This window comes from Corynebacterium sp. KPL2830, assembly GCF_040225635.1.
Taxonomy (GTDB): Bacteria; Actinomycetota; Actinomycetes; order Mycobacteriales; family Mycobacteriaceae; genus Corynebacterium.
In genome coordinates this window covers 41,675-53,739 of sequence record NZ_JBEHFR010000008.1, presented here as the reverse complement: position 1 = coordinate 53,739, position 12,065 = coordinate 41,675, and the positions used below count along the sequence as shown (strand labels likewise).

The 12,065-nt window shown below is 58.6% G+C and carries 12 protein-coding genes and 1 tRNA gene; 8 read left to right on the top strand and 5 right to left on the bottom strand.

What is annotated here, in order from left to right:
- Positions 1-27: 27 nt before the first annotated feature.
- From ABRP87_RS04305 to ABRP87_RS04280, 6 genes are all read left to right on the top strand, one after another.
- Positions 28-813: a (Fe-S)-binding protein gene (locus tag ABRP87_RS04305; protein WP_349862685.1), complete on the top strand. Its 786-nt coding sequence runs from the start codon at positions 28-30 to the stop codon at positions 811-813.
- A complete protein-coding gene (locus tag ABRP87_RS04300) occupies positions 813-2,318 on the top strand; it encodes a lactate utilization protein B (RefSeq protein ID WP_349862683.1) in 1,506 nt (501 codons plus the stop codon). Before ABRP87_RS04305 ends, ABRP87_RS04300 begins: the two co-directional genes overlap by 1 nt.
- Entirely contained in the window at positions 2,315-2,935 is a 621-nt protein-coding gene (locus ABRP87_RS04295) for a LutC/YkgG family protein (RefSeq protein ID WP_349862681.1), read from the top strand. The genes ABRP87_RS04300 and ABRP87_RS04295 overlap by 4 nt, the downstream gene beginning before the upstream one ends.
- A 111-nt stretch (positions 2,936-3,046) precedes the next feature.
- A complete protein-coding gene (locus ABRP87_RS04290) occupies positions 3,047-4,603 on the top strand; it encodes an alpha/beta fold hydrolase (RefSeq protein WP_349867863.1) in 1,557 nt (518 codons plus the stop codon).
- Positions 4,604-4,656: 53 nt separating this feature from the next.
- Positions 4,657-4,730 (top strand) — tRNA-Arg (locus tag ABRP87_RS04285).
- Between the two features lie 145 nt (positions 4,731-4,875).
- The gene (locus ABRP87_RS04280) at positions 4,876-5,034 is read left to right on the top strand and encodes a hypothetical protein (protein WP_349867862.1); all 159 of its coding nucleotides are present in this window, start codon (positions 4,876-4,878) and stop codon (positions 5,032-5,034) included.
- A gap of 568 nt (positions 5,035-5,602) precedes the next feature.
- On the opposite strand, the gene ABRP87_RS04275 is transcribed toward ABRP87_RS04280, so the two are convergent.
- Positions 5,603-6,052, bottom strand: coding sequence for a Panacea domain-containing protein (locus ABRP87_RS04275; protein ID WP_349867861.1), 450 nt, complete (start codon positions 6,050-6,052; stop codon positions 5,603-5,605).
- A gap of 198 nt (positions 6,053-6,250) precedes the next feature.
- Here ABRP87_RS04275 and ABRP87_RS04270 point away from each other — a divergent pair, with 198 nt between their 5' ends.
- Both ABRP87_RS04270 and ABRP87_RS04265 read left to right on the top strand, forming a co-directional pair.
- Positions 6,251-7,150, top strand: a complete 900-nt coding sequence (locus ABRP87_RS04270) for an ABC transporter ATP-binding protein (RefSeq protein ID WP_349867876.1) — start codon at positions 6,251-6,253, stop codon at positions 7,148-7,150.
- Between the two features lie 3 nt (positions 7,151-7,153).
- Positions 7,154-8,323, top strand: a complete 1,170-nt coding sequence (locus tag ABRP87_RS04265) for an ABC transporter permease (protein WP_349867860.1) — start codon at positions 7,154-7,156, stop codon at positions 8,321-8,323.
- Between the two features lie 56 nt (positions 8,324-8,379).
- On the opposite strand, the gene ABRP87_RS04260 is transcribed toward ABRP87_RS04265, so the two are convergent.
- The 4 genes from ABRP87_RS04260 to ABRP87_RS04245 all read right to left on the bottom strand — a co-directional run bounded on the left by ABRP87_RS04260 (position 8,380) and on the right by ABRP87_RS04245 (position 12,063).
- Positions 8,380-8,583, bottom strand: coding sequence for a hypothetical protein (locus ABRP87_RS04260; RefSeq protein WP_349867859.1), 204 nt, complete (start codon positions 8,581-8,583; stop codon positions 8,380-8,382).
- Between the two features lie 72 nt (positions 8,584-8,655).
- Positions 8,656-8,955, bottom strand: a complete 300-nt coding sequence (locus ABRP87_RS04255) for a molecular chaperone GrpE (protein WP_349867858.1) — start codon at positions 8,953-8,955, stop codon at positions 8,656-8,658.
- Between the two features lie 7 nt (positions 8,956-8,962).
- Entirely contained in the window at positions 8,963-9,469 is a 507-nt protein-coding gene (locus tag ABRP87_RS04250; RefSeq protein WP_023026318.1) for a MarR family winged helix-turn-helix transcriptional regulator, read from the bottom strand.
- Between the two features lie 5 nt (positions 9,470-9,474).
- Positions 9,475-12,063 (bottom strand): AAA family ATPase, encoded by a 2,589-nt coding sequence (locus ABRP87_RS04245; RefSeq protein WP_349867857.1) that lies wholly within the window; start codon positions 12,061-12,063, stop codon positions 9,475-9,477.
- Positions 12,064-12,065: the final 2 nt, after the last annotated feature.

Here is a 12,065-nt window from a genome sequence, read left to right as displayed (position 1 = left end):
GACTTAAAAACTAATAAGGAGCACCGTATGCGCATTGCGCTTTTTTCTACTTGCATTGGTGACACCCTTTTCCCGGACGTCCAAAAGGCGACGGCATTGGTTCTCTCCCGGTTAGGTCACGAAGTTGTCCTTCCGGAGGAGCAAACCTGCTGCGGCCAGATGCACATCAACACCGGCTACCAAAAGGAAACTCTGGGGATGATCCGCTCTTATGCGGATGCCTTCGCAGATCCTTCCATTGACTACGTCGTGGCCGCCTCCGGTTCCTGCGTTGCAGCAGTTCGCGACCGCCACGAAAGCATTGCCGACCGCTTCGGCACTTCCGCCGATGTCGATGGCGCGCAGAAGACTGCGGGAAAGACCTACGATCTCACGGAATTTTTGGTCGATATTGAAGGCGTGACCAACGTCGGCGCTTTCTTCCCACACCGAGTGACCTACCACTCAGCCTGCCACGGCCTGCGCTTCCTTAAGCTGGAAGACCGCCCCTACAAGCTTTTGCAAGAAGTCGAGGGCATCGACTTGGCACCGCTAGCCAATAGCGAAGAGTGCTGCGGCTTCGGCGGCACGTTTGCCCTGAAGAATGCAGAGGTGTCCCAGGCAATGGTCTCCGATAAAACCCGCCACATTAAAGACACCGAAGCCGAGTACGTTACCGCTGGTGACTCGTCCTGCCTGATGAATATCGGCGGCGCGCTCCACCGCCAGCGCTCCGGCATTCGCGCCCTACACATGGCAGAGATTTTGGCCTCCACGAAGGAACACCCGTGGCAGCCAAACTCCGCCGCTTACTCCAAGGAGACGATGCTCTAATGACCTCTTTCCTCGACACCACCCCACCACGCGCCCCTGAAGGCTACGGCAACCTGCGCGGCAGCAAGGCCTTCGTCCCGCTCGCGCACGTCGGGCTGAATAACGCTACCCAGCGTCATAACCTGCAGCACGCGACCACCACCATCCGCCAAAAGCGCGCTAACACCGTGCAGGAAGTGGATGACTGGGAGCTGCTCCGCAACGCCGGCTCTGCCCTCAAAGAGGACGTCGCAGCCCGCATGCCGGAATTGCTCGAGCAATTTGAGAAGGCCGTGTCTAACCGCGGCGGCATCGTCCACTGGGCACGCGATGCCAAGGAAGCCAACGAGATCATTGAAGGTCTCATCCGCGAAACGGGCGAAACCGACGTAGTCAAGGTTAAGTCCATGGCTACCCAGGAAATCGGCTTGAACGAGCACCTCGAAGACGCCGGAATCCACGCCCAGGAAACCGACTTGGCAGAGCTCATCGTCCAGCTTGGTGACGATATGCCATCGCACATTCTGGTGCCCGCAATTCACCGAAACCGCGCGGAAATTCGCGATATCTTCGTCGATAAGATGCCCAATACGGACGACTCGCTGAAGGCCGAGCCCGCCGAGTTGGCCGAGGCTTCCCGCCAGTTCCTGCGCCAGCAATTCATGAAGGCCAAGGTCGCCATCTCCGGCGCCAACTTTGGTGTGGCAGAAACCGGCACCGTCAACGTTGTCGAGTCTGAGGGCAATGGCCGCATGTGCGTGACGTTGCCGGAAACGCTGATTACCGTCATGGGCATCGAAAAGCTCGTGCCTACCTTCCAGGACCTGGAAGTCTTCCTGCAGCTGCTGCCTCGTTCCTCCACCGCGGAGCGCATGAACCCCTATACCTCCATGTGGTCCGGCGTGACGGAGGGCGATGGCCCGCAGAACTTCCACATCGTCTTGCTGGATAATGGGCGCACCGCAGCACTGTCTTCGCCCGTTGGTCACCAGGCGCTAAAGTGCATCCGTTGCTCGGCCTGCCTCAATGTCTGCCCAGTCTACGAGCGCGCCGGCGGACACGCCTATGGCTCCGTGTACCCGGGCCCCATCGGTATCTCGCTGACTCCGCAGCTCACCGGCATGAAGGATCACAACGATCCATCAGCTAGCTTGCCGTACGCTTGCTCGCTGTGCGGGCGCTGCGACGACGTGTGTCCGGTGAAGATTCCGCTTTCTGATGTCATCTTGGAAAACCGCCATCAGAAGGTCACCCACGCTGCCTCGCCGATCGAGCCGAAGCTGTTCAAGACGGTACAGCTGCTCTGGGACAACCCGAAGATGTGGGATAAGGTCACCCACCTCGTGGCACTTGGCCGCGTGATGGGCGGATTCAACGGCACCATCGAGTCGCTGCCGCTATTTATGTCCGGTTGGTCCGATGGCCGCGATACCGCGATTCCGCCGAAGAAATCCTTCCGCCAATGGTTCGACTCCGAAGAAGGCAAAGAGCTGCTGTCCAATGCCCGTAAGGAGGCTTCCAAGTGAGCGCAAAGCAAGACATCCTAAACCGCATTCGTTCGGCGCAGAAACAGGCTGGGCTCCCAGATCACGTCGATGTGCCGCGCGAATACCAGCGCGAAGGCACGCTGAATGATGATGAACTGCGCGAAATGCTGGTCGATCGCCTCGAGGATTACAAGGCAGAAGTCCACGTCACGGAGGAAAGCGATCTGAAAAAGACGCTGGATACCATCGTCCACGACCGCAACTGCACCGACATCCGCTACGCCCCAGGCATGAATGCCGATTTTTTTGATGGCCTTCCTGCCCGCCCGGACGACGAAGACGCGGATCCGCGCGAGCTTGACGATGCCGATGCCGTCGTCACCGAGTCCCTCGTGTCTTCCGCACAGACCGGCACCATTGTGTTGCAGTCCGATTCCCGCTGCGGCCGCCGCGCCCTGACGCTGGTACCGGACCGTCACATCTGTATCGTCCGCCGCGACGAGATTGTCTACGGTATCCCCGAGGTCATTTCCCGGATGAACCCTGACAAGCCCGCAACGTGGATTTCTGGCCCTTCCGCGACCTCCGATATCGAGCTCTCGCGCGTCGAAGGCGTGCACGGCCCGCGCGATCTGATCGTGATTATTGTGAAGTAGCGTGGCTAGGGTGCCGAGTTAGGGCACCCGTCACGTGGAAATTCCTGCCACGAACCTGAAAGAAGCATAAGCTAACTCTGACAAACGTTATAGGAGTCGGAGCTTTAGCTTATGCTTTCTTTTTCTCGAAAAATTTCTACCGTAGTGTGCGCTAGCGCCCTCGCACTGGGCGTGGCAGCCCCCACCGCCGCCGCGGCGGAACCAGAAATCACCTGGGAGGATTGCCCCGCACAGGTCAACCTAGATAGCGCCGAGTGCGGCCGGATAGAGGTACCTACCTACTACGATAACCCCGAGGCCGGCACCATTAGCGTTGGTTTTGTCCGCGTACCTGCGGCACAACCAGACGCGCGCCGCGGCGCGCTCTTTACCAACCCAGGCGGCCCTGGCGGTGACGGCTATTCTTGGGCTGGAAACGATACCGTCGAATGGCCCGAAGAAATTCGCAACGAATGGGATCTGATCGGTGTCCAGCCGCGCGGCCTGCCCGGTTCCACCCCGGTGGACTGCGCTGCTACCCCGAACTTCAATCCCATCGAGGCCACCACGCAGATTGGCAAGGCTACCCGAGACGCCTGCGAGCAGAATACTCCTGGCTATACCAACTCTTTGACCACCGCCAATACCGCCCAAGACTGGGAGATGGTGCGCCAAGCTCTGGGTGAGGACGTCATTGACATCGCCGGCATCTCCTACGGCACCTATCTTGGCTCCGCCTACGCCACCCAGTATCCGCAGCACACCGGCAAGGTGCTGCTCGATTCCGGCATGAGCCCACAGCTTGCGTGGAACGGCATCTTTACCTCGCAGCAGCAGGGATATGAGAATGCGCTGCACGATCTTTTCCAGTTCATCGCGGATAATGACGCCACCTACCATTTGGGCTCTACTCCACTCCAGGTCTATGAAAAGTGGTCGCAGAAAGTCGCAATGGAAGCCGGCGCCCGCCCTACGGTGTTGCCACCCGATGCGAAAATCGGCGACCTTCCCCCAGGGCTCGAATTCGCCGGCCAGCCGGGCGCGGACATCATGACCGCCACGGGTGAGCTGCGCGTGCAGGCGGAGTTCCTCGCCAACAAGGCGCTTAGCCCACAGGCGGATCAGCGAACTTCGGTGACTTTGGGTAAGACCCGCGAGGTCGTTCCTATGCCCGCGCACTGGGATGAGTTTGCCAAGTACTTAAGCGGCAGCAAGCCCCTCGAGGTCGTCGATGATCCGGAGCTTGCCCGCGCGGTGCAACAGCAAACTATCCAGATGATGAATATGCAAAACCTCATCGTCTGCAACGAGAACACCGTCGCCGGCAACCCGTGGCTCTTCCCCACTTATCTATGGTCCAACTTTGTCACCGGCGATATTTTCTCCCTGGTTAATTCCATGTATGGATCTGGCGCCGGGTGCGGCGGCCGCGGACCCGTTACAGGCGGGGCTCCACTCGATGGCTCGCACCTTGCCACCAAACCGCTGCAAATCCAAGGTACGGGCGATCCGCAGACCCCGTACCAGTATCACGAGGCACTCTCCCAGCCCATGCAATCGCGCGTCGTCACCGTCCACGGCCCCGGCCACGGACACTTTGCGCTGGGCAATAAGGCCGTCGATGAAATTGGCGTGCACTATCTACGCACCGGTGAGGTAACCACCGCTGACGCACCGGGCCTGATTTAGTTCCGCGGCTGCCGATGCGCTAGAATCACATCGTTGGGAATTTTCCCAGCGATGTCTCCGTAGCTCAGCGGATTAGAGCATCGGTTTCCGGTACCGAAGGTCGCAGGTTCGATCCCTGTCGGGGACACAATATTTTTAGCCCCTCGCTTTTGTCAGCGAGGGGTTTACTATGAGCCCCGTTTTCGGATTAAGTAGCCACCGGAGGTTCAGGAAGCCCATACCATCCTGAACCTCCGGGCTACCCATCCAATTTTAAACGGAAGGATAAAACCATGACCACACGAACTCTCTATTTCATCGCCCTGGCCCTATTTGCCATATCTCTAATCATCAGCCTCATCAACGGGTTCACTACCGCCAGCACCATCCTCACCGTCGTAGCGGTGGCTGCACTTGGCTGTGCCACCTACAAGAAAGTGTGGAAAAAGTAAGCCTGCGAATCACGGACGCAAACGCCGAGCGGAAATTGTGAGACGGGCTAGGGCCAGCGCGTGGCAGGTGTCGCGGCCTGGCTCGCTAGAGCGTAACGCACCAAGGGTCAAGCGAGGTCAAAATCGCGGGCTCCGCTTTAATGTGAGTAAAGATCCCCATATTTAGTCTCTATCCATAGAATGTAGAAAATTCCACCGTCTTTCCACCCAGCGAATGGAAGGTTTCCTTGGTGTCGGAACACACGGAATTTGGTTAGCTCTTGGAACTGCCTAGGGATTTGAGCTTTGATTTCCTTTTTCGGGATAAAATCTGAGCCGAGGCCGTGCCTGTGGTGATTAACAAGCTCTGTCCAAGAAATTAGTGACCGTTTGTGCCATTTGTCGAGGAATTCCCTGCGCATTCTATCGGTCATTTGCCCGAACCCCCATTCGCTCTGCAAAAACCTAGTGGACAGGAGCGGGTATTCGTTTGATGCTGCTCTTATGGCGCTCAAGACGCTTGTATCGGCACCACTTTGACTCTTTGAGGCAGGCCGAGTGCCACGTCTTTTACTTTTCTTTCCCATATCTAGTCGAAGTACTCTTTGAGGTCTGCATCAGAAATCTCGAGCCCCCGTTCTTCTTCAACGAAGTTTTTCTTCCAAGGCAACTCCGTGTGGGTTTTATTACGTAAAGCCCATGCGGAATAGGGCCCGTACTTATTCCATACTTCAATCAAGGTATCTTCCACAGGCCGGTAATCGTCCCAGTTGAAGTCATCAGAAATAAACGTATCGGGGTCGATGGGGCTCCTACCGTACTTTTTAAGCTCGTGGTAGATGTCTACAACGACAGGTCCGTGGGCCCATGCTTCCATCCGTTCATTGAAGAGAGGAACCCCTCCGGAGGCTGGCATGTAAAACCCCTTTGCATAGTAGAGGAGCTTTTGAAGTTTCAGTGGTGTCAGCTCGGCTTCTTCGGTTTCTTCAGCCCAAGCTACGAGCCATTCTGCGATTTGGCGGGCAGTGAATTGCTTCATTGTGCACCTCCTTCCTGCATGTTCTTAACGTTACAGCACCTAGATAGCACTTTCTATTCCTACCTACTCAGCAGGGGCTTGACCCATGCAACCTGGCTTTCGATGGATTCCATTGTCAAACTATTAGGCTTATGAAATACTAAGGTACTTAGAACCACGAAAGTTATGCAGTATAGGCGCGACATGGAGGAGACCCCCTTGCCCACCTTAGAAATCGACCATCTCAATAAATCTTTTGGCAGTGTTCGCGCGCTGCAGGATATGACCTTTAGCGTGCAGGAGGGCGAGATCTTCGGTTTCGTCGGTTCCAATGGCGCGGGCAAGTCCACCACCATGCGCATCGCGCTGGGCGTGCTCGCGAAAGACTCCGGCGAGGTTTATTTCGATGGCTCCCCCATTAATGACGATAATCGCCGCCGCATTGGCTATATGCCCGAAGAGCGCGGACTCTACGGCAAGGAACCGCTGCTTAGCCAGCTGACGTTTCTGGGCACCCTGCATGGCATGAGCAAGCAGGCCGCTCAGAAATCCGGCACGGAGCTACTGGAACAGTTGGGGCTGGGTGAGCGCCAGGACGACAAGCTGGATGATTTATCCTTGGGCAACCAGCAGCGCGTGCAGCTGGCCGCGTCCCTCATTCACGATCCGGATATGTTGATTCTGGATGAGCCCTTTTCCGGCTTGGACCCCGTCGCCGTCAATGTCATGTCTGACATGCTGCGCGAGCGCGCCGCCCGCGGGGTGCCGGTCATCTTTTCTTCCCACCAACTGGACTTGGTGCAGCGCTTGTGCGACCACGTGGGCATCGTCACGCAAGGCCGCATGGTGGCAGAGGGCACTGTAGATGAGCTGCGTACCCAGGGAGCTTCGCGCTATGCAGTGGAAACCCCTGCGCGCGGTTGGTACCCGGAGGGCACTCACTTGGTTGAGGAAACAGATAAGGGCGTTGTGCTCGAAGCCGATGACGGCACCGATGACCAAGCCATCTTGCGCGCTGCCATGGCCGCTGGCCCCGTCCATTCCTTCGGCCTCAAAGTCCCTGACCTTACCGAGCTTTTCCAAGACGTCGTCACCAGCACCACCACCGAGGAGGCCTAGCCCATGCAGTATTCGGCAATGAAGACCATAGGGACCGTCGCCAAGCGCGAAATGGCGGTTGCCCTCAAGACCAAATCCGTTGTCATCATGATGCTGCTGCTTATCATTGGTGCCATCGCCACCCCCATTATCATTGACTTACTGTCCGGTGGTGACGATGAACCAGATTCCGTCGCCGTGGTGGGCATGGAGGCAGACGCATTCGCTGATTCCGGACTGGAGACGCAGGCCGCAGATGACCGGGATAGCGCGGTGCAGCTTATCGATGACGGCGACGTCGACGCCGCCCTCGTGCCCGCCGACGACGAGGGGTGGGAGCTTTTGGCCAATGGCACTGCCTCCGCCACGATCTCCTCTACGGTCAATCAAGTGGTTGCGGCGCAGGCACAGGCAGAAGCCTTGAATACGCTGAATATTGATCCCCAAGAGCTTGCCGCCGCCACCCCATCAGCCGAAGTGACCGCGGTTGATCTGGAGGCCGATGAGACCTCCGAAGAAGCGATGGGGCATGTTGCCATCGTCCTTATCGCCTCAATGGTTGTGGTCTTTTCCATCATGACCTTCGCAGGGCTCATCGGTGGGCGCGTTACAGAAGAGAAGTCTTCGCGCGTGGTCGAAATCATCCTTTCCACGGTGCGCCCGGTGGATTTCTTGGCCGGCAAGGTCATTGGCAATACCATCATCGGGCTGCTCGGCACCTTCCTCATCCTGGCCGGCGGCGTGGCTTCCCTGGCATTTACTGGCGCAGCGAGCGAAATCCAGCTCGACTATGGCCTAATCGCTGCCCTGCTGGTCGGAGAAATCCTCGGCCTCTTCTTCTTCGGCAGCCTCTATGCCGCAGCCGGCTCCATGGTGCAGCGCACCGAGGATCTGCAATCGACGCAGATGCCTATCCTGCTCATCGTCTTTGCCACCATGTATATCACCATGTTTGGCTGGACCAACTTGGATGCCACCTGGATGCAGGTCATGGGCTGGGTGCCGCCAGTCTCCATGTTGGTCGCTCCCCTCCAAGTCGCGAGCGGCAATATGAGCTGGCTGGGCTTGGCAGGAAGCTACGCGGTCCTCGCTGTAGTTACCGCGCTGATCCTCATCGTTGTCGCGCGCATCTACCGCCGCGCCATCTTGAATAACGGCAAGAAGATGACCTGGCGCCAGGTGCTCAAGAAATAAAAATAAATCCGGCCTCCCACTTTCAAAGGGAGGCCGGATTTTTCTATTGCGCCGAATTACTCAACGATGAATTCGTTGGTGATCGGCTGGGTGATATCCAGGGTGCCGTGCTCGATGTAGTACATGCCAAAGAACATGGCGCAGAGCAGCACTACGGACAGCAGCATGCAGGGAATCCACTGGACAAAAACGGAAACCCAGCCCTCGGATTGCTGGCGGGCCGCTGCCTCGCGTTGTTCTTGAGCCTCGCGCTCGTTCATAATGATAAAACCTCTCGCTTCACCGAAGATTAACTAAAAGTATCTTAACAGTTTATGGTCTCCGCGGTGGCATTAGATCCCCGGATCTTCGTCATTTAATAAAGCCTCGAGGAATGCCTCGCGGTCCTCGAACATCTTCTCGATATCCTCTTCCGCGCCCACGATCCAGGCATCGGCATCCTCATCAAAGGTCACCGCGGAATCGGGGTAGGTTTCCAAGGCTTCTTCCATCGCGGCAATCTGATCGGCATCGGCACGATCCTCGGCGAAGGCCTCTGGATCACCAATTCGCTGGCCCAGCCCGCCCAAGGCCGTCAAGCCATACGTTTTATGCTGCTTTTTCGGATGCTCGAAAAGTTCTTGACCCATCATGGCGGTGTTATTTTCCTCCGTTCAATAAAGAATCCGGGACGAATCCCGAATAGCCGGGGATATTATTGACCTGCAATACCCCATGGAAAAAGCGCTTGAGCGCGGGAACGTCATCCTCGTGGAGGTGGTCGAAGACCAAGCGCCGGACGGATTCCACGTGCTCGGGGGCCGCGCGCTCGAGGTGGTGGAGCCCAGCCTCCGTGATGTGCACGTTGACCCCGCGGCCATCATCGGTGGTCTTTTCCTTGACCAAGAGCCCGCGCTTTTCCATGCGCGTGACCTGGTGGGAGGCGCGCGAGCGATCCCAGGCGAGCTCCGTGCACAGATCGCGCAGGCGCAGGTGCTGATCTGGGGCTTCCGAGAGGGATACCAAGACCGCGAATTCTGAGACGGAAATCTCCCCGCCCGCCTTAAGGGTCTCGTCCATGCCCCTATCTATTTTGCGGGTCGCAGCCAATAATAGGCGCCATAGCTCCTGTTCATCATCGTTTAACCAGCGGGTTTGTTCAGACATAAGGACTAGATTACCCCCTTCAGCATGGCGATGTCGCGCTCGCTGCGCCCGAGCACCCGCGAATAGCGCTGCGGCATGCAGGTAAAGACCAAAACCTGGTTTTCACGTCCCACCTGTGAGAACAAGGTGGACATGAGTTGCAGGCGGTGGGCGTCGGTGGAGCCTAGCGCGTCATCGACGATGACCGGCACGGTTTCCTCCCCCGCCACCAAGCGCGCGATGGCAAAGCGGGTAAGGATGGCCAGCTGCTCGCGCGCGCCGCCAGACAGGCTGGTCATGGCCACCGTTTCATTATCGCGGGTGCGCGCGGTAACGGAGAGATCGTCCGCCAATTCAAAGCTGATATCCCCGCCGTAAATAGTGCGGGCCAGCTGGGCGAGCGCCGCCACGAAGGGCTCGGCATAGCGCTGGCGTGCGGCATCGCGGTGCTTGAGCAGCAACTCACGCAGGTATCGTGCCGCCAGCGCGCGCTTTTCCACGCTTTCTAGCACCGCCTGCGCCATCTCTGCTTCCGCCTGCGCCTGCTGCTCGCGCTCTGCCGCGCCGGAGTGATAATTAATCTCGCTAGATAGCTTCCCCAGCTCCACTTTCGCATCTTGCACCTGATTCTGCAGGTAGTCCAGGTGCGATTGCGCACCCTCCACCAAGCTCTGGGCGGTAGCCAGGTCCACTGCCTCCATCTCAGAAAGCTGCTCCTGCAGCTTGCCTACCAAATCACCCAACCGCTCTGCCTCTTCTTCTAAGCCGGCATCGGAGGTTTTCTCCCGCGCTTCAGCCAACTCGCGCTCGGCGCGCTCGGCCTTATCGGTGACGGCCTCGAGCTCGGCCTCCAGGCGCACCACGTCGTGGGCGATGCGGCTATCGCGGAAGGGAATAAGCTCGCGGTCGAGGGCATCGACAAGCTCGCGCGCTTCTTCCTCAGCTTCTTCTGCAACAGATAGATCCATGGCCGGGGCATCATCGAGCCCGGCGACCTCCTCCTTCAGCGCCGCATGTTGGGCGCGCAGTTCGCCCAAATCATCCGGCCCCAGCTCGCCCTCGAGCTTGCGCGTTGCCGCATCCAATCCGGCATTCTGCTCGGAGTGCGTCTTGTGCAGGTCCTCGGCGGCGGCGATGGACTCCACGCCGGTGGCATCGAAAAGCTCCTGCAGGCGCGCCTCGGCCTGATCCACCTCGCGCTGGGTTTTATCGGAAGAATACGCGCCGGCCACGAAGCGGGCGGTGATATCGCCGATGGTGATCTCGCGGCCATCGACAAGCTCAACTGCAGGCTGCTTGCCGATGTCCACCCGATTCCCATCCACCCCAATCTCCGCGCCCTCGGGCCCGGAAAATTCCACCTTGGCGGCGGTGGCATCGTGCAGGCGCTTCGCCAGTGACAGATCGGCATCCGCCTTGCGGAGTTCCTCGACATCCGCGGCGGTCATCTCGCGCCCGCGCTGGGCGATCTCTGCCTGGGCCTTCTCCACGCCACGTGCCAAGTCCTCTACCTTGAGCAGGCGTTTATCCAGGCGCTTAAAGGTCTCCTTGTCCTGATACAGCCGCGCCTGTTTGAGCGTTGTGCGCGCGGTGGCGTAGTCCTCTTTGGCGGTGGCAAGTTTCTTTTCCACCGCTTCTTTCTTCTCGTTTTCCTCCGCGGCCTTCTCGCGGGCGGTCGCAAGCTTATCCGCGGCGCTCGACTTTGCGGTGCCGGCGGTCTCGAGTGCCTCGGCCACCTCCTGGCGCTTAGACTGCGCATCCTTCGCGCGCTGAAAGTCCTCCTTGGCACGGGTGAGCTCGGCCTTGTGCGCATCCACTTGGTGCTGGGCCTTTACGGCCTCGTCCGCGGCGGCCTGTTTCTCGGTGAGGTCCTTGCGGGCCGCGGGAAGCTGTGCCTCGGCCTCTTCTTGCTGGCGTTCCAAGTGCTCGTAGCGTTCCACCACGGAATCGAGCCCGCGCACCGCAGCGATTGCTTCCTCCAGCTCCTGCTTGGCACGCTCCGCATTGTCTTGAGCCTTCTTATACTCGCCGGCCGCCTTGCCCGTCTTTTCGGTGTAGTAGCGCTTATATTCCTTATCCACCTTGCCCAAAAGCTGAGAATCATCGCCGGAGACCTCGTCCTCCGCCAAGCCGGACTCCTGCTCGAGGGCCTGCGTCAGCGACGGAATGCCCACCGCGGATATGGCGTCATTGGAGTCATCCTGGCGCATAAAGAGGACATCGAGAAGCTGGCGATCCATGTTCTGGCTTAAGATCTGTTCCAGCTCGTCATCGGCCTGGCGCCCGGTATATTGCGCGTGGCGCGGGGCAGAGATGGCCAGCTCACAGTACTTCTTCTGCAGCCAGCGCTTGGCAATGCGAAAGCGGTATTCCCCCACGGAAATATCCGCGATGACCTCCGGCGATACGTCCTTGCCCACCGGCTGTAAGTCCCGGATGCCGCTAGGGCGCGCCGTGTGTTTTTCAGTCAGCACCACATCGAGGGCCTCCACGATGGTGGATTTACCAGCCTCGTTCTCGCCGTGGATGACCACCACCCCGGTTTCTGGGAGGTCATCCAAAACCAGGTGCTCGATGCCGCGGACGTTTTTAATCTCTAAGCTGTGGATGCGCATGT

Excerpts from the sequence above, each read along its gene's own strand:
- ABRP87_RS04305 (WP_349862685.1), top strand. The coding sequence starts at position 28 with ATGCGCATTGCGCTTTTTTCTACTTGCATTGGTGACACCCTTTTCCCG.
- ABRP87_RS04300 (WP_349862683.1), top strand. The coding sequence starts at position 813 with ATGACCTCTTTCCTCGACACCACCCCACCACGCGCCCCTGAAGGCTAC.
- ABRP87_RS04290 (WP_349867863.1), top strand. The coding sequence starts at position 3,047 with ATGCTTTCTTTTTCTCGAAAAATTTCTACCGTAGTGTGCGCTAGCGCC.
- ABRP87_RS04280 (WP_349867862.1), top strand. The coding sequence starts at position 4,876 with ATGACCACACGAACTCTCTATTTCATCGCCCTGGCCCTATTTGCCATA.
- ABRP87_RS04275 (WP_349867861.1), bottom strand. The coding sequence starts at position 6,052 with ATGAAGCAATTCACTGCCCGCCAAATCGCAGAATGGCTCGTAGCTTGG.
- ABRP87_RS04265 (WP_349867860.1), top strand. The coding sequence starts at position 7,154 with ATGCAGTATTCGGCAATGAAGACCATAGGGACCGTCGCCAAGCGCGAA.
- ABRP87_RS04260 (WP_349867859.1), bottom strand. The coding sequence starts at position 8,583 with ATGAACGAGCGCGAGGCTCAAGAACAACGCGAGGCAGCGGCCCGCCAG.
- ABRP87_RS04255 (WP_349867858.1), bottom strand. The coding sequence starts at position 8,955 with ATGATGGGTCAAGAACTTTTCGAGCATCCGAAAAAGCAGCATAAAACG.
- ABRP87_RS04250 (WP_023026318.1), bottom strand. The coding sequence starts at position 9,469 with ATGTCTGAACAAACCCGCTGGTTAAACGATGATGAACAGGAGCTATGG.
- ABRP87_RS04245 (WP_349867857.1), bottom strand. The coding sequence starts at position 12,063 with ATGCGCATCCACAGCTTAGAGATTAAAAACGTCCGCGGCATCGAGCAC.